18 protein-coding genes, 1 tRNA gene and 1 pseudogene are annotated in these 20,298 nt (G+C 72.1%); 16 read left to right on the forward strand and 4 right to left on the reverse strand.

Features of this window, described 5'->3' with window-relative positions:
• Positions 1-38 precede the first annotated feature (38 nt).
• Positions 39-866 (reverse strand): hypothetical protein, encoded by an 828-nt coding sequence (locus tag PVK74_RS24945; RefSeq protein ID WP_223201245.1) that lies wholly within the window; start codon positions 864-866, stop codon positions 39-41.
• Between the two features lie 127 nt (positions 867-993).
• On the opposite strand from PVK74_RS24945, the gene metG reads away from it, so the two are divergent.
• Positions 994-2,796 (forward strand): methionine--tRNA ligase, encoded by a 1,803-nt coding sequence (metG, locus tag PVK74_RS24950; protein ID WP_043330658.1) that lies wholly within the window; start codon positions 994-996, stop codon positions 2,794-2,796.
• Between the two features lie 57 nt (positions 2,797-2,853).
• On the opposite strand, the gene PVK74_RS24955 is transcribed toward metG, so the two are convergent.
• Together PVK74_RS24955 and PVK74_RS24960 are read right to left on the reverse strand one after the other, a co-directional pair.
• Positions 2,854-3,705 carry an alpha/beta fold hydrolase gene (locus PVK74_RS24955; RefSeq protein WP_043326820.1) on the reverse strand — a complete coding sequence of 284 codons (852 nt, stop codon included), beginning with the start codon at positions 3,703-3,705 and terminating at the stop codon, positions 2,854-2,856.
• A 61-nt stretch (positions 3,706-3,766) separates the two neighbouring features.
• Positions 3,767-5,011: a hypothetical protein gene (locus PVK74_RS24960; RefSeq protein ID WP_274477366.1), complete on the reverse strand. Its 1,245-nt coding sequence runs from the start codon at positions 5,009-5,011 to the stop codon at positions 3,767-3,769.
• A gap of 81 nt (positions 5,012-5,092) precedes the next feature.
• Between PVK74_RS24960 and PVK74_RS24965 the strand changes: the two genes are divergently transcribed.
• From PVK74_RS24965 to PVK74_RS24990, 6 genes are all read left to right on the forward strand, one after another.
• Positions 5,093-5,998 carry a TatD family hydrolase gene (locus PVK74_RS24965; RefSeq protein ID WP_274477367.1) on the forward strand — a complete coding sequence of 302 codons (906 nt, stop codon included), beginning with the start codon at positions 5,093-5,095 and terminating at the stop codon, positions 5,996-5,998.
• 79 nt (positions 5,999-6,077) lie between these two features.
• Complete coding sequence (gene rsmA, locus PVK74_RS24970; protein ID WP_030501155.1) at positions 6,078-6,947, forward strand: 16S rRNA (adenine(1518)-N(6)/adenine(1519)-N(6))-dimethyltransferase RsmA; 870 nt, start codon at positions 6,078-6,080, stop codon at positions 6,945-6,947.
• Between the two features lie 84 nt (positions 6,948-7,031).
• The gene (locus tag PVK74_RS24975) at positions 7,032-7,985 is read left to right on the forward strand and encodes a 4-(cytidine 5'-diphospho)-2-C-methyl-D-erythritol kinase (protein WP_043326815.1); all 954 of its coding nucleotides are present in this window, start codon (positions 7,032-7,034) and stop codon (positions 7,983-7,985) included.
• Between the two features lie 63 nt (positions 7,986-8,048).
• Complete coding sequence (locus tag PVK74_RS24980; protein ID WP_187693859.1) at positions 8,049-9,848, forward strand: ABC-F family ATP-binding cassette domain-containing protein; 1,800 nt, start codon at positions 8,049-8,051, stop codon at positions 9,846-9,848.
• 97 nt (positions 9,849-9,945) lie between these two features.
• A complete protein-coding gene (locus tag PVK74_RS24985; RefSeq protein WP_043326811.1) occupies positions 9,946-10,401 on the forward strand; it encodes a DUF4383 domain-containing protein in 456 nt (151 codons plus the stop codon).
• Positions 10,402-10,518: 117 nt separating this feature from the next.
• On the forward strand, positions 10,519-10,986 hold the full coding sequence (locus PVK74_RS24990; RefSeq protein WP_043326810.1) for a DUF4383 domain-containing protein: 468 nt from the start codon (positions 10,519-10,521) through the stop codon (positions 10,984-10,986).
• Between the two features lie 24 nt (positions 10,987-11,010).
• Here the strand turns inward: PVK74_RS24990 and PVK74_RS24995 are convergent, their stop codons facing one another.
• Positions 11,011-11,679, reverse strand: coding sequence for a TetR/AcrR family transcriptional regulator (locus PVK74_RS24995; protein WP_043326808.1), 669 nt, complete (start codon positions 11,677-11,679; stop codon positions 11,011-11,013).
• A gap of 78 nt (positions 11,680-11,757) precedes the next feature.
• On the opposite strand from PVK74_RS24995, the gene PVK74_RS25000 reads away from it, so the two are divergent.
• The 9 genes and pseudogenes from PVK74_RS25000 to PVK74_RS25040 all read left to right on the forward strand — a co-directional run bounded on the left by PVK74_RS25000 (position 11,758) and on the right by PVK74_RS25040 (position 20,220).
• Positions 11,758-12,618 (forward strand): helix-turn-helix domain-containing protein, encoded by an 861-nt coding sequence (locus PVK74_RS25000; RefSeq protein WP_274477370.1) that lies wholly within the window; start codon positions 11,758-11,760, stop codon positions 12,616-12,618.
• A 15-nt stretch (positions 12,619-12,633) separates the two neighbouring features.
• A tRNA-Gln gene (locus PVK74_RS25005) sits at positions 12,634-12,705 on the forward strand.
• Positions 12,706-12,781: 76 nt separating this feature from the next.
• A pseudogene (gene glmU / locus PVK74_RS25010) lies at positions 12,782-14,347 on the forward strand (bifunctional UDP-N-acetylglucosamine diphosphorylase/glucosamine-1-phosphate N-acetyltransferase GlmU); the annotation flags it as partial.
• Positions 14,348-14,403: 56 nt separating this feature from the next.
• Positions 14,404-15,384: a ribose-phosphate diphosphokinase gene (locus tag PVK74_RS25015; protein WP_030501163.1), complete on the forward strand. Its 981-nt coding sequence runs from the start codon at positions 14,404-14,406 to the stop codon at positions 15,382-15,384.
• A 284-nt stretch (positions 15,385-15,668) separates the two neighbouring features.
• Complete coding sequence (locus PVK74_RS25020) at positions 15,669-16,364, forward strand: 50S ribosomal protein L25/general stress protein Ctc (protein WP_013283957.1); 696 nt, start codon at positions 15,669-15,671, stop codon at positions 16,362-16,364.
• A 100-nt stretch (positions 16,365-16,464) separates the two neighbouring features.
• The gene (pth, locus tag PVK74_RS25025; RefSeq protein WP_030501165.1) at positions 16,465-17,055 is read left to right on the forward strand and encodes an aminoacyl-tRNA hydrolase; all 591 of its coding nucleotides are present in this window, start codon (positions 16,465-16,467) and stop codon (positions 17,053-17,055) included.
• A 39-nt stretch (positions 17,056-17,094) separates the two neighbouring features.
• Complete coding sequence (locus PVK74_RS25030) at positions 17,095-17,928, forward strand: inositol monophosphatase family protein (RefSeq protein WP_069087186.1); 834 nt, start codon at positions 17,095-17,097, stop codon at positions 17,926-17,928.
• Positions 17,929-18,007: 79 nt separating this feature from the next.
• The gene (cysD, locus tag PVK74_RS25035) at positions 18,008-18,919 is read left to right on the forward strand and encodes a sulfate adenylyltransferase subunit CysD (RefSeq protein ID WP_030501167.1); all 912 of its coding nucleotides are present in this window, start codon (positions 18,008-18,010) and stop codon (positions 18,917-18,919) included.
• Positions 18,919-20,220 (forward strand): sulfate adenylyltransferase subunit 1, encoded by a 1,302-nt coding sequence (locus tag PVK74_RS25040; RefSeq protein WP_030501168.1) that lies wholly within the window; start codon positions 18,919-18,921, stop codon positions 20,218-20,220. The genes cysD and PVK74_RS25040 overlap by 1 nt, the downstream gene beginning before the upstream one ends.
• The last annotated feature ends 78 nt before the right edge of the window (positions 20,221-20,298 follow it).

Below are 20,298 nucleotides of genomic sequence, written 5' to 3' on the forward strand. Positions count from 1 at the left end.
CCTGCGGTAGAGGAAGGGCCCCCTCTTAACACCTCACCTCACCAGGCGGCGGCCAGGAACCCGACGGTGATCAGCGCCGGCCCGGCCAGCCCCAGGCCGACCGCCCAGCGCCGCTGCCGCTCGTCCGCGAGCCGGGTCGCGCCGGTCCACCGGGCGATCCCGGCGGCGCACCCGGCCACCAGCGCCAGCCCGAGCAGCCAGCGCAGGTGCTGTCCGGGGCCGGTGTCCGTGTAGGCGGTCGACCCGTCCGGCCCGGTCATCCGGGCCGGCAGCAGGGTGCCGGTGGCGGTCCGCCCGGCCGGTACGCCACTGACCCGTACGCCGTGGGCCTGGAACCGGTCGCCGTCGGCCAGGAAGATCCCCCGGCAACGTTGGGTGAGCCCGCCGCCCGCGCACTCGGTGATCATCACGGTGCCGCCTGTCGAATGCCCCGCGGCCAGCCAGAACGGCCCCGCGCTCACCCAGGCGAAGAACGCGGCGAGCAGGCTCAACGCCAGCAGCACGGCGAGGCCGACGGGCGGGGTCGGCGGGAGGACCGGGCGGGCCGGCGCCCGCCGGCCCGGTGGCCGGGCGGGGAGCGGGTGCGGCTCGTCGCGCAGCGGCGTGCCGTCCCAGTGCACCTCCTCGATCGGCGCCCAGCCGCCCGCCTGCGCGGCCCTGCGCTGCCAGCGGGGCTGCCGCACCGGCACCCGGCTCGGCACCGCGTCCACCGGCGCGCCGGTGGTCGGCTCCACCTCGACCGGCGGGTCCGCCGGGTCGAGCCGGGGCTGCGGCGCGACGGGCGCGCCCGCCGGGGCGGGTCGCGCCCGCCGGGTGGTGGCCGCCGACGGCTCCGGCGCCGCTGGTCTGTTGGTCACGATGTTCATTTCACACCGGTACGCCCGGCTTGCGGTGAAGCTCACGCCGCGTGTCGGCGACAAATCGGACGTACGGCCGGCGCCTGCCGCCCATTGGTTCGCGGCCCGCCCACCGCAATCACTAGGCTTGCTGCTCATGAGTCACGTTCTCGCCGCGGTCGCCTGGCCCTACGCCAACGGCCCGCGCCACATCGGCCACGTATCCGGATTCGGCGTTCCCTCCGACGTCTTCGCCCGGTACATGCGGATGGCCGGCCACGACGTGCTCATGGTCTCCGGCACCGACGAACACGGCACCCCGATCCAGGTGCAGGCCGACGCCGAGGGAGTCACCCCGCGCGAACTGGCCGACCGCTACAACCGGGTGATCGCCGAGGACCTGCGGGCGCTGGGCCTGTCGTACGACCTGTTCACCCGCACCACCACGCGCAACCACTACGCTGTGGTGCAGGAGCTGTTCACCGGCCTGTACCGCAACGGCTACATCGTCCCGAAGGTCACCACCGGCGCGATCTCCCCGTCCACCGGCCGGACGCTGCCCGACCGCTACATCGAGGGCACCTGCCCGATCTGCGGCTACGACAGCGCGCGCGGCGACCAGTGCGACAACTGCGGCAACCAGCTCGACCCGATCGACCTGATCGACCCCAAGTCGAAGATCAACGGGGAGACGCCGGAGTTCGTCGAGACCGAGCACTTCTTCCTCGACCTGCCCGCCCTGGCCGACGCGCTGCGGCAGTGGCTGGACAACCGCGAGGGCTGGCGCCCCAACGTGCTGCGGTTCTCCCGCAACCTGCTCGACGACCTCCAGCCCCGGGCCATCACCCGCGACCTGGAGTGGGGCGTGCCGATCCCGCTGGACGACTGGCGCGACCGGCCGGACAAGCGGATCTACGTCTGGTTCGACGCGGTCATCGGCTACCTGTCCGCGTCCATCGAGTGGGCCCGCCGCACCGGCGACCCGGAGGCCTGGCGCAAGTGGTGGTCGGCGGACGGGGAAGGGAAGGACGCCCGCTCCTACTACTTCATGGGCAAGGACAACATCGTCTTCCACTCGGTGATCTGGCCGGCGCTGCTCGGCGGCTACTCCGGTGAGGGGGCCCGCGACGGCGAGCCGGGCGAGCTGGGCCGGCTCAACCTGCCCACCGAGGTCGTCTCCAGCGAATACCTCACCATGGAGGGGCGGAAGTTCTCCTCCTCCCGCAAGGTGGTCATCTACGTCCGGGACTTCCTGGAGCGCTACGACGCCGACGCGCTGCGCTACTTCATCGCGGTGGCCGGCCCGGAGAGCAACGACACCGACTTCACCTGGGCCGAGTTCCTGCGCCGCAACAACGACGAACTGGTCGCCGGCTGGGGCAACCTGGTCAACCGGTCGGTGTCGATGGCGGCGAAGAACTTCGGCGCCGTCCCGCCGGTCGACCCGGCCGGGCTCACCGAGGCCGACCAGGCGCTGCTGGACACCGCGAAGGCGGGCTTCGCCACCGTCGGCGACCTGATCGCCCGGCACCGGCAGAAGCAGGCCATCGGCGAGGCCATGAAGGTCGTCGCCGAGGCCAACAAGTACCTCTCCGAGCAGGCGCCCTGGAAGCTCAAGGGCGAGGACGACAAGCCCCGCATGGGCACCATCCTGCACGTCGCGCTCCAGGTGGTCAGCGACGCCAACACGCTGCTCACCCCGTTCCTGCCGCACTCCGCCCAGAAGATCCACGAGCTGCTCGGCGGCACCGGCACGCACGCCCCGATGCCGGTGATCGAGGAGGTCGACGACCTCGACGGCGGGCCGTCGTACCCGGTGCTGACCGGTGACTACACGGTCGGGGCGCGCTGGGAGTCCGTACCCCTGGAGGTGGGCCGGCCGCTCGCGGCGCCGAAGCCGGTGTTCCGCAAGCTCGACCCGTCCATCGTCGAGGAGGAGCTGGCCCGGCTGGCCGGCTGAGCACGCGCGCGAACCGCGGCCCCGGGGATCTCCCCGGGGCCGCGATCGTCCGCCGGGTCAGGCGGTCGCCATGCTCGGCTTGCCGATGAACTCCATGATGGCCTTGTTGACCTCGGTGGGATGGGTCCACGGCGTGCCGTGCGGCGCACCCTTCAACGTGACCAGCTTGGCGTCGGACAGCATGTTCACCAGCCGCTGGCCCGTCACCGGGAACGGCAGCACGTTGTCCTTGTCGCCCTGGATGATCAGCACCGGCACGTCGATGTTCGGCAGGTCACCGCGGAAGTCGGTCTGCCAGGCGTCCACCGAGTCGTGGGTGCCCTTGGCCGACGCCTGCGCGCCGATCTGCCAGTGCGCGTGGTACGCCTCGTCGCTGACCAGCTTCCCCCGGTTCTCGCTGGCGTTGAAGAACGCGTCGCAGAACTGGGTCAGGTAGGCGAACCGGTCCTGGATGATCGCCTTCTGGAACCCCTCGAACATGCTCTTGTCGACGCCCTCCGGGTCGTCGGGCGTCTTCAGCAGGTACGGCGCCAACGGGGCCAGCAGGACCGCCCGGTCCACCCGGTCCGACCCGTACGCGCCCAGGTAGCGGGTCACCTCACCGGTGCCCATGGAGTGCCCGACCAGGATCGCGTTGCGCAGGTCCAGCTCGGTCATCAACACGTCCAGGTCGGCGGCGAACGTGTCGTAGTCGTAGCCCATGGCCGGCTGCGCGGAGTTGCCGAACCCACGCCGGTCGTACGTGATCACCCGGTACCCGGCGTTCAGCAGCGGACCGCTCATCTTCTCCCAGGTCGCCCCGTTGAACGGGAAACCGTGGATCAGCACGATCGGCTGACCGGAACCGTGATCCTCGTAGTACAGGTCGATGGGTGCGGAGTTCTCCGTACCGACGGTGACGAAAGGCATGTCGGGATTCCCCCTCAGCGCGGGCTTCTCGGACCCCAACGGCTTCCCGACCTGCCCCCGTCTATGCGTGCCGGGCCGGATAGGGCAGGTCCACCACCCGGTCGTCGGTCAGCTCGCCGCCCGGCGCCCAGACCTCGTACACGCCGCGTTCCAGACACTGCGCGCCGGTCGCGGCCACCGCGTCCGGATCCGGGCGGCGCAGCCGCAACCGCAGCCAGCCACCCTCCTCCCGCAGCACCAGGCACGGCGTCCCGCGCCAGGTCGCCGTGCGCAGCCGCCGGGCCGCCGTGTCCACCGGGTAGCGGGCCGCCCGGGTCATCGCCAGCACCCGGAACCCGCCCGGCTGGTCGGCCACCGCCTCGTACTCCGAACCCGCGTACGTGCCGACGAGCCGGGTCGAGCGCGGCGCCTCGCCGGTCGGCACGTACTCCTGATCGGCGGCCAGGCCGGGCACCGCGGCGAGCAGGTGCCGCCACTGCGGACCCGCCAGGCGCAGCCAGCCCCGCTGCTCCGCCTGGTAGGTGTAGAGCACCACCTCCACCCCCTCGGCCGGATAGGCCAGCAGCGTGGCGTTCGCCGGCATCGGCAGGTCGGCGAACTCCCGGGTGACGAACTCCGGCACGAGCTGCGCGCTGCTCGGCACGAACCCGGTGCCCAGCACCGGCGGCCCGAGCCGGTCCCGGGGCGGCAACGCCATGAGCCCCCGGTGCGCCTCGCCCACCGGCACGTCGTAGTCGGCCGGGTCGGCGGCCCGCCAGCGCAGCGCGTACGCCACGTCACCGCCCTCGGAGTCGCCCCGCAGCACCGCCATCCCGGCCGGTGTCCGCAGGTGCGCCACGTCGTGCTCCCGGTAGCAGAAGCCGTGCGGCAGCCACCCCCGCACGTAGCCGGCGAGCTGCCGGGCGGAGAGCACCTTCACCATCCGGGTGCCCGGCCGGATCACCGCCGAGGCCCGCACCGCGGCCAACGTCGGGTCACCCGCCGCCCCCGGCTGCTGGCTGAGCCGGTGTACGTACGCCCAACCCCGGTCCCGGTGCACCGGCATCAGCAGCGGCGCGTCCGTCTCGTCGGCCGTCCCGGGGCCCCCGTGCACCGCGTCCACCTCGGTCGCGTGCACGAACCGGCGCCACGGATAGCCGCCCCCGGGCCGGGGACACCACTCGAACCCGGGCGCCTCGTCGGCGCTGAACAGCTCGTACGCCGCGCCCCGGGCGATCTCCTCGGCCGGGTGCACCCGGCCGGCGTACGTCACGCGCAACCCGGCCCGGTCGGAGGCGGGCCCACCGGCATGGTCGGTGACTGTCACTCCGGGACGCTAAGCCCGCCAGATGTGGGGCGTGTGAACGGCCGGTGGCGGTCCGGGAACGCCGGCCCGCGCCGGTGTGTGATGCTGGCCGCGATGACCGAGCAGACCGAGACCCGCAAGCAGCGCGCCGCCCGCCGGGCCGGGGAGTTCCCGCCCGCACCCGAGCCGCTGCCCGTACCCGTGCCGGACAGCCACACCCACCTCGACATCACCGTCGGCGAGTTCGGCACACCCCCGGGCGGCGCCTCCGGCGACGACCCGGTGGCCGCCGCGATCGCCGTCGCCGCCCGGGCCGGCGTGGACCGGCTCGTGCAGGTCGGCGTGGACGTCGACTCGTCCCGGTGGGGCGCCGACGTCGCCGACCGGTACGCAGCGGTGCTCGCCACCGTCGCGCTGCACCCGAACGAGGCGCCCCGGCTGGCCGACCTGGACGAGGCGCTGCGCGAGATCGAGACGCTCGCCGGCCGGGACCGGGTCCGGGGCGTCGGCGAGACCGGGATGGACTTCTTCCGTACCGGCGAGGAGGGGCGGGCCGCGCAGGAGGAGAGCTTCCGGGCACACATCGCCATCGCGAAGCGGCACGGCAAGGCGCTGGTCATCCACGACCGCGACGCGCACGTCGACGTGCTGCGCGTCGTCGACGACGAGGGCGCCCCGGACACCGTGGTCATGCACTGCTTCTCCGGCGACGCCGACTTCGCCCGCGAGTGCGTCCGGCGCGGCTTCCTGCTCAGCTTCGCCGGCACCGTCACGTTCGGCAGCGCCGCCGCGCTGCGCGAGGCCGCCGCCGTCACCCCGCCCGAGCAGATGCTGGTGGAGACCGACGCGCCGTACCTCACCCCGATGCCGCACCGGGGACGGCCCAACGCCTCGTACCTGATCCCGCTGACCGTCCGCTTCCTCGCCGAGACCACCGGCGCCGACCTGGACACCCTCTGCGCCGCCATCTCCACCAACGGTGAGCGCGCGTTCGGCCCGTGGCGTTAAGAAGGGGCCCCTCCATATCGCGAGGCGTTAAGAAGGGGCCCTTCCTTCCCCTCGGGCGGGGGCGCTTACGCTACGGGGCGTGACCGGACTCCTCGGCCCGGCGGAGATCCGGGAACTCGCCGCGCGCCTCGGCGTCACGCCGACAAAGAAGCTCGGCCAGAACTTCGTGCACGACCCGAACACGGTGCGCCGCATCGTCACCACCGCCGGGCTGACCCCGGACGACGTGGCACTGGAGGTCGGCCCCGGCCTCGGCTCGCTCACGCTCGCCCTGCTCCCGGTCGCCGCGCACGTGCACGCCGTGGAACTCGACCCGGCGCTCGCCGCCGCGCTGCCGGAGACCGCCGCACGCTTCGCCGGCGAGGCCGCCGGGCGGCTCACCGTCCACCCGGCCGACGCGCTGCGGGTCACCGCCGCCGACCTGGCCGACCCGGCGCCGACCGCGCTGGTGGCGAACCTGCCCTACAACGTCGCCGTGCCGGTCGTGCTGCACCTGCTCGCCGAGCTGCCCACACTGCGGCACGGCCTGGTGATGGTGCAGAAGGAGGTCGCCGACCGGCTCGTCGCCGGTCCCGGCTCCAAGGTGTACGGCATCCCGTCGGTCAAACTCGCCTGGTACGCCCGCTCCCGGGCCGCCGGCAAGGTCCCGCCGAACGTGTTCTGGCCGGTGCCGAACGTCGACTCCGGTCTGGTCGCGTTCACCAGGCGCGAACCGCCCCGGCCGGACGTACCCCGGAAGGCCGTCTTCGCCGTCGTCGACGCCGCGTTCGCGCAGCGCCGCAAGACGCTGCGCGCCGCCCTGGCCGGCTGGGCCGGCGGCGCGGACCGGGCCGCCGCGGCGCTCGCCGCGGCCGGCGTGGACCCGTCCGCACGCGGCGAATCGCTCACCGTGGAGCAGTTCGCCGCCATCGCCGCGTCGGCCCCCGACGGCTCCGCCGCCGAGCAGTAGGCTGGCGCCGTTGCCCGACCCCGCCGAGGAGCTGACCGTGCAGAAGCCGTTCGACATCCGCCCGCGTCCAGGGGAGCGCACCCGGTGACCGAGGCATGGCGACCGGAGGACGAGGACGGGCAGCGGCGCGGGGCCAGCGGCCCGGTCAAGGTGCGGGTGCCCGCCAAGGTCAACCTGCATCTCGGGGTGGGACCGCTGCGCCGTGACGGCTACCACGAGCTGAACACCGTCTACCACGCGATCTCCATCTACGACGAGCTGACCGCCCGGCGCGGCGACACCCTCACCCTCACCATGGAGGGCGAGGGCGCCGGGGAGCTGGCGCTGGACGACACCAACCTGGCGCTGCGCGCCGCGCACGCGCTCGCCGGCTACGCGGGCGTCGCCCCGCACGCCCGGCTGCACCTGCGCAAGCAGATCCCGCTCGCGGGCGGGCTCGCCGGCGGCAGCGCCGACGCCGCCGCCGCGCTCGTCGCCTGCGACACGCTCTGGGGCACCGGGCTGTCCCGCGACGAACTGGCCGGCATCGCCGCCGACCTCGGCTCCGACGTGCCGTTCCTCATCCACGGCGGCACCGCGCTCGGCACCGGCCGCGGCGAGACGGTCAGCCCGGTGCTCGCCCGCCCCACCTCCTGGCACTGGGTGGTGGCGATCGCCGACGGCGGCCTGTCCACCCCGGCCGCCTACCGGGAACTGGACCGGCTACGCGACGCCGGGGCCGCCGGGACGCCGCTGGGCAGCACCGACGCGCTGCTCGCCGCGCTGCGCCAACGCGACCCGCGGGTCCTCGCCGCCACGCTCGGCAACGACCTCCAGGCCGCCGCGCTGACCATGCGCCCGTCGCTGGCCGAGACGCTCAAGGCCGGCGAGGCCGCCGGCGCGCTCGCCGGCATCGTCTCCGGCTCCGGACCCACCTGCGTCTTCCTCGCCGCCGGCGAGTCCGACGCGGGGCGGATCGCCGCCGAGCTGACCGCCGCCGGGGTGTGCCGGGAGGCCCGCGTCGCGCACGGACCGGTCGCCGGCGCCCGCGTGGTCTGACGCCCCGTACCCTTGACTCAGGCGTTCCGGGCCCCGGGACGCCTGAGTCGTGAAAGGTGGGGAATGGCCAACATCGTCAACCTGGACCGGGTGTCCAAGGGGTACGGCGCCGCCGGGCCGCTGCTCACCGACGTCTCGCTCGGCCTCGACGACGCCGACCGGGTCGGCGTGGTGGGCCTCAACGGCGCCGGCAAGTCGACGCTGCTGCGGCTGCTCACCCGCACCGAGGAACCCGACGACGGCCGCGTCACCCACCGCCGCGACCTGCGCGTCGCCTGGCTGCCGCAGCGCCTGGACCTGGCCCCCGACCTCACCGTGCGGGACGTCGTGCTCGGCACCGCCTGGCTCGGCGAGAGCATGGGCGCCGAGCACGAGTGGGCCGGCGACGCGGGCGTGCGCGCCATCCTCGACGGCCTCGGCATGCCCCACCTCGGCCTGGACACGCCGGTCGGCCCGATGTCCGGCGGGGAACGCCGCCGGGTCGCGCTCGCCGCGCTGCTGGTCCGCGACGCCGACCTGCTCGTCCTCGACGAGCCCACCAACCACCTCGACGTCGGTGGCGTCGACTGGCTGGCCCGCCACCTCGTCACCCGCAAGGGCGCGCTCGTCGTGGTCACCCACGACCGCTGGTTCCTCGACGCCGTCTGCACCACCACCTGGGAGGTCGCCGACCAGACCGTCCGGGCGTACGAGGGCGGCTTCGCCGCGTGGACGCTCGCCCGCGTCGAACGGCAGCGCGTGGCCGCCGCCACCGAGGCCCGCCGGCAGAACCTGCTCCGCAAGGAGATCGCCTGGCTGCGCCGCGGTGCCCCGGCGCGCACCTCCAAGCCCAAGTTCCGCATCGACGCGGCGAACGCGCTCATCGCCGACGTCCCGGAACCCCGCGACACCATGTCGCTGCAACGGCTCGCCACCGCCCGGCTCGGCAAGCAGGTGTACGACCTCGAACACGTGCGGCTGCACGCCGGCCCGAAGGAGATCCTGCACGACACCACCTGGCAGGTCGGGCCCGGCGACCGGGTGGCCATCCTCGGGCGCAACGGCGCCGGCAAGACCACCCTGCTGCGGATGCTCGCCGGGGTGACCGGCCCCGACGGCGGGCGCTTCGCCGCCGGGCAGACCGTCCGGCCCGCGTTCCTCTCCCAGGAACTCGCCGAACTCCCCGGCCACCTGCGCGTGCTGGAAGCCGTCGAAGAGGTGGCCCGGCGCGTGCAGTTCGGCGACCGGGAGATCAGCGCCGCCCAGCTCGCCGAGATCTTCGGCTTCGACGACCGGCGGCTCTGGACCCCGGTGAGCGACCTGTCCGGCGGGGAACGCCGCCGCCTGCAGATGCTGCGCCTGCTCGCCGGGGAACCCAACGTGCTCCTGCTCGACGAGCCCACCAACGACCTGGACACCGACACGCTCGCCGCGCTGGAGGACCTGCTCGACTCCTGGCCCGGCACGATCGTGGTGGCCAGCCACGACCGCTACCTGATCGAGCGGGTCACCGACGTCGCGTACGGCATGTTCGGCGACGGCCGGCTGGTGCACTTGCCCGGCGGCGTCGACGAGTACCTGGCGCGCGCCGCCGCGGCCGGCGGCCCGGCGCCCGCCGACCTCACCCCGGCCACCACGGCGCCGGCCCGCGAGGGCATGTCCGCCGCCGAGGTACGCACCGCGAAGAAGGAACTCAACCGGCTGGAACGGCAGATCGCCAAGCTGGAACAGAAGGAGGCGGCCCTGCACGAGCAGCTCGCCGCGAACGCCACCGACTACACCCGGGTCGCCGAGCTGGACGCACAGCTCAAGGAGGTACGGGCCGAGCGGGACCGCACCGAGGAGACCTGGCTGGCCCTGGCCGAGGAGCTGCCGGGCGGCTGACCTGCCGCCGGGGTGGGGGGTGTGCGGCGTCACTGACCGGCGTACGGGACAATCACCGGTGGAACCCTCGTCCGAACGGTCTTTTGGAGACGCAGAGATGGCCCACACCCCCGTCAACCACCCCGCGCGGCCGATCTACCGGGCGATCGGCGGGATCGTTGGTCTGTACTTCGTCGTCTTCGGCGGCCTCGGCGTCATCGCCAGCGCCGGTGGCGATTTCTTCGCCCAGGACGACACCAAGGTTCTCGGCCAGGGCACCAACATGGCGTTCTCGCTGGTGTCGGTGCTCGTCGGCGTCGTGATCCTGGTCGGCACCGCGATCGGCCGCAACCTCGACGTGGCGATCAACCAGTGGCTGGCCTACACCCTGATGGTGATCGGCCTGGGCTCGCTGGCGTTCCTGCAGACCGACGTCAACATCTTCAACTTCTCGATCATGACCGACGTCGTGGTCCTGACCCTGGCGCTGGTGCTCCTGATGGCCGGCATGTACAGCAAGGTCGGCTCCGACGAGGAGCACGAGGCATGGCAGAAGGCCCGCCTGGTGCTCTGATCCCCTCCTCGTACGAAGGCCCGGCGCGCCGCGCGCCGGGCCTTCGGTGTTTTCCGGACGCGAACGGACAACCCAGGCGACAATTGCCCCGAATCAGTCGCACGACTGGAGGGCACCATGGCGCACTTCCCGGTGAACCACCCCGCGCGGCCCCTCTACCGGGTGCTGTCCGGGCTCATCGGCCTCTACATCCTCGTCTTCGGCGTCTACGGCGTCTTCCTGACCTGGGGCGAAGGGCTGTTCGGCCGGGGCAGCAACTGGGCGCTGGGCCTGCGCACCAACCTGGCCTTCTCGCTGGTCTCGGTCGTCTTCGGCGCGGTCCTGCTGGTCGGCGCGTCCCGCCGCACCAATCTCGGCCACTACATGAACCTCACCGCCGGCGTGGTCTTCCTGGTCACCGGCATCCTGATGATGTCGGTGCTGCAGACCTCGGCGAACTTCCTCAACTTCTCGATGTCCACGGTCATCGTGTCGCTGCTGTTCGGGCTGATCCTGCTCGCCACCGGCCTGTACGACAAGGTCGGCACCGCCGAGCACGCCGAGGAGGAACGGCAGCGCCGCTACCACCCGATCGGCGAGCGCTGACGCGGCTGTTGCGCTGACGCGGCGTCAGCCCCGGGGGATCGGCCCGGGCTTCGACTCCAGGTGCGACAACCCGTTCCAGGCCAGGTTCACCAGGTGCGCCGCCACCGTCTCCTTGCGCGGCTTGCGCACCTCCAGCCACCAGCGCCCGGTCAACGCCACCATGCCGACGAGCGCCTGGGAGTAGAGCTCGGCGAGCTTCGGGTCGTACCCCCGGATGGAGAACTCGCCCGCCAGGATGTGCTCCACCTGGTGTGCCACGTCGTTCATCACGCTGCTGAAATTGCCGGTCGCCGACATCAGCGGCGACTCCCGGACCAGCACCCGGAACCCGCTGGTCTCCTCCTCGATGTAGGTCAGCAGCGTCAACGCGGCCTGCTCCAGCAGCTCCCGCGGATTGCCCGCGGTCAGCGCCGTGGTGATCCGGTCCAGCAGGGCCCGGACCTCCCGGTCCACCACCACCGCGTAGAGCCCTTCCTTGCCGCCGAAGTGCTCGTAGACCACCGGCTTGGACACCTTGGCGCGCGCCGCCACCTCTTCGATCGAGGTCGCGTCGAAGCCGCGCTCGGCGAAGATCTGCCGGGCGATCGAGATCAACTGCTCGCGCCGCTGCGTCGCGGACATCCGCACCCGGGACGGCTTCGCCGCCGGCGCGGGCCGCCGCCGGGCGCGGTCACTGCCGGGAACGTCGGTCACCCGCCCCATCCTGCCAGGCGAGGCGTACGCGGTCCGACCGGACGCCTCGTTGTCGTACGTACGTTCTAAGTTCTGTCCATGGTCGACCCACTCGCCGCCGAGGCGCGCCGCCTGCGCGTCCAGGAGCAGCTCTCCGTCGCCGACATCCGGGCCCGCCTCGGCATCGGCCGCGATCGGGTGTACGCGCTGCTGCGCGGCGTCCCGCCGCCGGAGTGGACCCGCCGGCCCCGTGCCCGTGACGACGACCGCGCCGAGGCGCTGCGGCTGCGGGCGGCCGGCCGATCCGTCAACCAGATCGCGGAGCAGCTCGGCGTGGCGAAGTCGACCGCGTACCAGTGGGTGCGGCACCTGCCGTTGAACCCGGACGACGCGACGGCCGAGCGGCGACGTGCCCATTCACGAGCGATGACGGAGGCGCGCTGGAGCGCGTACCGGGAGTCGCGGGACGCCGCGCAGGCCGCGGAACACGCCAGGTCCGCCGGGGTGGTCGGCGGGCTCGGTGAGCGGGATCTGCTGATGTTGGGCGCCGCGATCTACTGGTGCGAGGGCGCCAAGTCGAAGCCCTGGCGTCGACCGGTGACGGTCCAGTTCGTCAACACCGATCCGGGATTGCTGGCCCTCTTCCTCCGCTTCCTCGAAGTGTGCGGCGTGGACCGGACCGTGCCGACCTACCGGGTGAGCATCCACGAGTCAGCGGACGCGGAGGCGGCTGTGCGTTGGTGGGTGCGGCGGCTGCGACTGCCCGCCGAGCGGTTTCGCCGCACGGTGCTCAAGCGGCACAACCCGACCACGCCGCGGCGGAACACAGGCGAGACCTATCACGGATGCCTCGTGATCACGGTGCCCCGCAGTCGCGAGCTCTACTGGCGGATCGAAGGTATGATCGCCGAGCTGTTCCGGATCACGGACGAGGCGCAAGGAAAAGTCGCTGACCCGTAGGTCTTGACATGGCAATGGGGTGTGGGGTAACGGCAACCCGCAGGCCTTTGGAGCCTTGAGCTCCTGGTTCGAATCCAGGCACCCCAGCTCATTCGTCGGATCGCTCCCGGGCGAACGACGTTTGTGTGGCCGGATGCGAATTGTGGCGAGCCGCGTGGTTAGCATGACCGCGAGACTGTCGCCGTCCCGACGGGAGAGCCACGTCGTGTCCCAGCCCCACCTCCGCACCGTTGTCGTGCTCGCCGCCGGTGAGGGCAAGCGGATGAAGTCGTCCCTGCCCAAGGTGCTGCACCCACTGCTCGGCCGTACCCTGCTCGGTCACGTCCTCGCCGCGGCCGGGCCGCTGCGCGCGGACCGCACCGTGGTGGTGGTCGGCCACGGCGCCGACCAGGTCCGGGCGCATCTGACCGACGTGGCCCCGGCGGCGACGCCGGTGCTCCAGGAGCGCCAGCTCGGCACCGGGCACGCGGTCCGCATCGCGCTGGACGCGGTGCCGGACGCGACCGGCACCGTCGTGGTGATCAACGGGGATGTGCCGCTGCTGCGGCCGGAGACGGTTCGGGCGCTCGTCGAGGCGCACGAGGAAGCCGCCGCGGCGGCGACGGTGCTGGCGGCCGAGGTGCCGGACCCGACCGGCCTGGGCCGGATCGTGCGGGACGTGCAGGGGCACCTGGAGCAGATCGTGGAGGAGCGGGACGCCTCGCCCCAGCAGCGCGCGCTGCGGGAGATCAACGCGGGCATCTACGCGTTCGACGCGGCCCGCCTGCGGGAGGCGCTGGGCAAGCTCTCCACCGACAACGACCAGGGCGAGGAGTACCTGACCGACGTCTTCGCGCTGCTGCGCGACGCCGGGGAACCGGTGGCGGTGCACTGCGCCGCCGACCACGTGGAGACGCTCGGCTGCAACGACCGGGTGGAGCTGTCCGCGCTGCGGCGGCTGCTGCGGGACCGGGTGAACGAGGGCTGGATGCGTACCGGGGTCAGCATCCTCGACCCGCACACGACGTGGATCGACGTGACGGTGACCGTGGAACGGGACGCGGTGATCGACCAGAACACGCAGCTCCAGGGCGCCACGGTGGTCGGCGCGGGCGCGCTCGTCGGCCCGGACACCACGCTCGTGGACACGGTGGTGGGCGCGGGCGCGAGCGTGGTGCGCTCCCACGCGCTCGGCGCCGAGGTGGGGCCGGAGGCCAGCGTGGGGCCGTACGCGTACCTGCGGCCGGAGTCGCGGCTGGGCCGCAAGGCGAAGGTCGGCACGTTCGTGGAGACCAAGAAGACGTCGATCGGTGAGGGCTCGAAGGTGCCGCACCTGTCGTACGTGGGGGACGCGACGATCGGCGACCACAGCAACATCGGCGCGGCCACCGTCTTCGTCAACTACGACGGGGTACGCAAGCACCACACCACCATCGGCAGCCACGCGCGTACCGGAGCGGACAACATGTTCGTGGCGCCGGTGCGGGTCGGCGACGGCGCGTACACGGCTGCGGGTTCGGTGATCACCGGGGACGTGCCGCCGGGCGCGATGGCGGTGGCGCGGGGCCAGCAGCGCAACGTGGAGGGCTGGGTGCTGCGCAAGCGGGCCGGCACGGAGGCCGCGGAGGCGGCGCGGCGGGCCGGTGAGGATGCGCCGGAGTCGGGCGCAGCCGCAAGGGAAGGTGACTGACTCCACGGGGATCGGCGGGCCGTGGGTGGATCGCTGAACCGGGGGCATACTGCAACCGAACACTCCCCGGCCTCACCGCCGCCGGGCACCACCGACATACGGGAGCAGACGGGCCCATGGGCAGCATCGTCGCCGAAAACCGCAAGAGCCTGATGCTCTTCTCCGGGAGGGGTTTTCCGGAGCTGGCCAAGGAGATCGGTGAGGTGCTCGGCGTCGCGCCGACGCCGGCCGACGCGTACGACTTCGCCAACGGCGAGATCTTCGTCCGGTACAAGGACTCGGTTCGTGGTTCGGACGCCTTCGTGGTGCAGTCCGTGACGCACGGCGTGAACACCTGGGTCATGGAGACCCTGATCATGGTCGACGCGCTGAAGCGCGGTTCGGCCAAGCGGATCACCGTGGTGCTGCCGTTCTACCCGTACGCGCGGCAGGACAAGAAGCACCGCGGCCGGGAGCCGATCTCGGCGCGGCTGATCGCCGACCTGCTCAAGACGGCGGGCGCGAACCGCATCCTGACCGTCGACCTGCACACCGCGCAGATCCAGGGCTTCTTCGACGGCCCGGTGGACCACCTGTTCGCCATGGACGTGCTGGCCGAGTACGTGGAGCACAAGTACGCGGGCCGCCCGATGACGGTGGTGGCGCCGGACTCGGGCCGGGTACGTGTGGCGGAGCGCTGGACCGACCGGCTGGGCGGCTGCCCGCTGGCGTTCATCCACAAGACCCGCGATCCGCTCAAGCCGAACCAGGTCGTGGCGAACCGGGTGGTCGGTGAGGTCGAGGGCCGGGTGTGCCTGATCGTGGACGACATGATCGACACCGGCGGCACGATCACCAAGGCGGCGGACATCCTCAAGGAGCAGGGCGCGGCGGAGATCGTGGTCGCCTCGACCCACGCGCTGCTGTCCGACCCGGCGACGGAGCGGCTGAAGAACAGCCCGATCAGCGAGGTCGTGGTGACGAACACGCTGCCGCTGCCGTCGGAGAAGCAGTTGGACAAGCTGACCGTGCTGTCGATCGCCCCGCTGCTGGCGCGGGCGATCCGGGAGGTCTTCGACGACGGTTCGGTGACCACCCTGTTCGGTGGCCTGAGCTGAGGAGTGCCGGTCCGGTCGCCGGTGTTCCGGCGGCCGGGCCGATGCCCTGCGGAACCGGCGGCGCGGTGATATGGGGGACTGCCGGAGAGCCGGGAATTCCCTCGGGTAGACTGGTGCGGTTGCCACGGCGAGGGTGCCCGGCGGGCTGCTGACAAGCACCGCACGGAGGCGCCGTCATCGACGCGGTGCTCCGGGCGGTCGTTCATGACCCTAGCCCCAGCGAGCCCCTCGCCCCAGCACCGCCAGACGACAAGCCGCCGCAGCGAAGCATCAGGAGTTTCCCCGTGTCCGAGGTAAAGATCAGCGCCGAGCCCCGTACCGAGTTCGGCAAGGGTGGTGCCCGTCGTACCCGCCGGGCCGGCAAGGTGCCCGCCGTGCTGTACGGCCACGGCGAGAAGCCCAAGCACATCGCGCTTCCGGCGCGGGAGTTCGCCGCCGCGATCCGTAAGGGCGGCGCGAACCAGCTCTTCGCGATCGAGGTCAGCGACGGCACCCAGGTGCTGGCGCTGCCGAAGGCGATCCAGCGTGACCCGATCAAGGACACCTTCGAGCACGTGGACCTGCTGCTGGTCCGCCGGGGCGAGAAGGTCACCGTCGAGGTCCCGGTCCAGCTGACCGGTGAGGCCGCCAAGGACACGCTGATCGTGCACGACCACGACACGCTGTCGGTGACCGCCGACGCGACCAAGGTGCCGGACCACCTGGAGGCGTCGATCGAGGGCGCCGAGCCGGGCACCACGATCACCGCCGCCGACGTCGAGCTGCCGGCCGGCGTCGAGCTGGCCACCGACGAGGAGACCGCTGTCGCCTCGGTGACCGCCGCTCCGACCGCCGAGCAGCTCGAGGCCACCCTCCCCGAGGTCGAGGAGGCCACCGAGGAGGCCGAGGCCGAGGTCGGCGAGGAGACCGCCGAGGGTGCCGAGGGCGCTCCGGCCGCCGAGGGCGAGGAGGCCCCGGCCGAGGCGAAGACCGAGGCCTGACCGGTCCGCAAGGCTGTGCGACAGGCGTCCCCGGTTCCCGGGGGCGCCTGTCGGCGTATCGGGACGGCTGGTCGGGGAAGCGAGCGGGAAGGGGCGTCGGGTGACGGACGAGGCGGGGCCGTGGCTGGTGGTCGGCCTGGGCAACCCCGGCCGGGAGTACGCGAACAACCGGCACAACGTCGGGTTCATGGTGGCCGACCTGCTGGCGGCCCGGGTGGGCGCGAAGTTCGGGCGGCACAAGCGCGCGATGGCCGAGGCCGCGGAGGGGCGGCTGGGGTTCGGCGGGCCGAAGCTGGTGCTGCTCAAGCCGTTGACGTACATGAACCTCTCCGGCGGCCCGGTGGCCGGGCTGGCGCAGTTCCACAAGATCCCGCCGGCGCACGTGATCGCGGTGCACGACGAGCTGGACATCCCGTACGGGCAGGTGCGGGTGAAGTGCGGCGGCGGCGAGGGCGGCCACAACGGTCTGCGTTCGATGTCGAAGTCGCTCGGCACGAAGGACTACGTGCGGGTGCGGTTCGGCATCGGCCGGCCGCCGGGGCGGCAGGACCCGGCTGACTACGTACTCTCGGATTTCTCCCCGTCGGAGCGCAAGGAGTTGGAGTTCCTGGTGGACCGCGCGGCGGACGTGGTGGAGTCGGTGGTTCTCAAGGGCGTGGAGCCGACGCAGAACCTGTACCACGGGGGCTGAGCAGTGGCCGGGGACCGAAGGGCGGGCGACGGGAGCATCATGGGCAGTCCTCCGATGATCGACGGCGGCTTCGCCCGGTGGCTGGCGTCGCGGGCCGGTCAGGCGCTGACGGCGTTGCGGACGGAGATGGGGTTCGCCGACGCGGGCGCGCTCCGGTCGGCCGGGGACAAGGTCTCGCACGATCTGATCCGCACCGAGCTGGCGAAGTGGCGGCCGGCGGACGCGGTGCTGTCGGAGGAGGACGAGGGTTCGCGGCTGGCCTGGACGGCGGAGGTGACGGACGCGGCGTTGTCGCGCCTGAACGCGGACCGGGTCTGGATCATCGATCCGCTGGACGGCACCCGGGAGTACGCGGAGGAGGGGCGCTCGGACTGGGCGGTGCACGTGGCGCTCTGGTCGCGTCACGCGTCGACGCCGCACGGTCTGGTGGCGGGCGCGGTGGGCCTGCCGGCCCAGCACCGGGTGCTCGGCACGGACCATCCGCCGGCGTATCCGCCGATGACAGTGGAGGCGGCCGTGGGCGGCGGCCGCCGGGTCATCCGGTTGGCGGCCAGTCGTAGCCGTCCGCCGGTTTTCCTGACCGATCTGGCAGAGGACGTCGGCGCTCATCTGGTCCCGATGGGCTCGGCGGGCGCGAAGATCGCCGCCGTGGTCACCGGTGAGGTCGACGCGTACATCCACGCGGGCGGTCAGTACGAGTGGGATTCGGCCGCTCCGGTCGCTGTGGCGACGGCCACCGGTCTGCATGCTTCCCGGATCGACGGTTCTGCGCTGAAATACAACGGGGCCGACCCGCGTCTACCGGATCTGCTGGTCTGCCGCAAGGATCTCGCGAGTCGGTTGCTTGCAGCGTTGCAGCGGCATTCCGGGTAACCTGAGCGTTCTTCTTCACGAGTCCGACCTGAAAGGTCTGGAATCCGATGTACGGATCCGTGCGAATCGAGTTCGTGTCATGACGTCCCCCGCCGCGTACCAGGTGTCGCACCTCGACGCCCTTGAGGCGGAGAGCATCTTCGTGATGCGCGAGGTGGTCGCCGAGATGGAGCGGCCGGTGCTGCTCTTCTCCGGCGGCAAGGACTCGATCGTGATGCTCCGGTTGGCCCAGAAGGCGTTCGCGCCGGCCAACATCCCCTTCCCGGTGATGCACGTGGACACCGGGCACAACTTCCCCGAGGTGCTCGACTACCGCGACCAGCGGGTGGCCGAGCTGGGCCTGCAGCTGATCGTGGCGAGCGTGCCGGAGGCGCTGAACAAGGGCCTGGTCCGCGAGTCCGCCGACGGCATGCGCAACCGGATCCAGACGCCGGTGCTGCTGGAGGCGGTGGAGAAGCACCGCTTCGACGCGCTGTTCGGCGGCGCCCGGCGCGACGAGGAGAAGGCGCGGGCCAAGGAGCGGGTGTTCAGCTTCCGCGACGAGTTCGGCCAGTGGGACCCGAAGAACCAGCGTCCGGAGCTGTGGGCGCTGTACAACGGCCGGCACCACCCGGGCGAGTCGATCCGGGTGTTCCCGCTGTCGAACTGGACCGAGCTGGACGTGTGGCACTACATCGCGCGGGAGCGGATTCCGCTGCCGTCGATCTACTACGCGCACGAGCGCGAGGTGATCGAGCGCGACGGCATGCTCTACGCGGTGAACGAGTTCTTCCGGGCCCGCGCCGGTGAGCAGCCGTTCAAGGCCCAGGTGCGGTACCGGACCGTGGGTGACGCCTCCTGCACCGCGGCGGTCCGGTCGGACGCCGACACGGTGGAGAAGGTGATCGAGGAGGTGGCCGCCACGCGGATCACCGAGCGCGGCGCGACCCGTGGTGACGACCGGGTCAGCGAGGCCGCCATGGAGGACCGCAAGCGAGAGGGCTACTTCTGATGAGCGTCGAGACCCTGGCGCCGGCCGAGAGCGACACCGCGCGGCCGATGGACCTGCTGCGGTTCGCCACCGCGGGCAGCGTCGACGACGGCAAGTCGACGCTCATCGGCCGTCTGCTCTACGACACCAAGTCGCTGTTCACCGACCAGCTCGCCGCCGTCGAGGCGGTCAGCGCGGCGCGTGGCGACGAGTACACCAACCTGGCGCTGCTCACCGACGGCCTGCGCGCCGAGCGGGAGCAGGGCATCACCATCGACGTGGCGTACCGCTACTTCGCCACGCCGCGGCGCAAGTTCATCATCGCCGACACCCCCGGGCACATCCAGTACACCCGGAACATGGTCACCGGCGCCTCCACCGCCGACCTGGCGCTGATCCTGGTGGACGCGCGTAAGGGCCTGGTGGAGCAGTCCCGCCGGCACGCGTTCCTCTGCTCGCTGCTGCGGGTGCCGCACCTGGTTCTCTGTGTGAACAAGATGGACCTGGTGGACTGGTCGCAGGAGGTCTACGAGCGGATCGCCGACGAGTTCACCGCGTTCGCGGCGAAGCTCGACGTGCCGGACCTGACTGTGGTGCCGGTCTCCGCGCTCAAGGGCGACAACATCGTCACCCGCTCGGAGAACATGCCGTGGTACGAGGGCCCGTCGCTGCTGCACCACCTGGAGCGGGTGCACATCGCCTCCGACCGCAACCTGGTCGACGTGCGGTTCCCGGTGCAGTACGTGATCCGGCCGCAGTCCACCACCGTCACCGACTACCGGGGCTACGCCGGGCAGGTGGCCTCCGGTGTGCTCAAGCCGGGCGACGAGATCATGGTGCTGCCGTCCGGCTTCACCAGCCGGATCGCGGCGGTGGAGACCGCCGACGGCCCGGTGGACGAGGCGTTCCCGCCGATGTCGGTGACGGTCCGGCTGACCGACGAGCTGGACATCTCCCGCGGCGACATGATCTGCCGGCCGAACAACGCCCCGATGGCCGTGCAGGACATTGAGGCGATGGTCTGCTGGATGGACGAGACCCGCCCGTTGCAGGTCGGCGGCAGGTACGCGATCAAGCACACCACCCGCTCGGCGCGGGCGATCGTGCGTGGCCTGCACTACCGGCTGGACATCAACTCGCTGCACCGGGACGAGACGGTGGGCGAGTTGAAGCTCAACGAGATCGGCCGGGTCCGGCTGCGCACCACGGTGCCGCTGCTGGCCGACGAGTACCGCCGCAACCGCACCACCGGCGGCTTCGTGATCATCGACGAGGCCACCAACCGTACGGTCGGCGCCGGCATGATCGTCGAGGCCGGCTGACCCCCTGCTTCGTAAGGAAGGGCCCCTTGTTAACAGCGCGCTGTTAACAAGGGGCCCTTCCTCTACCGCAGGCGTTAA

It is taken from the genome of Micromonospora chalcea (assembly GCF_028768405.1).
Taxonomy (GTDB): Bacteria; Actinomycetota; Actinomycetes; order Mycobacteriales; family Micromonosporaceae; genus Micromonospora; species Micromonospora chalcea.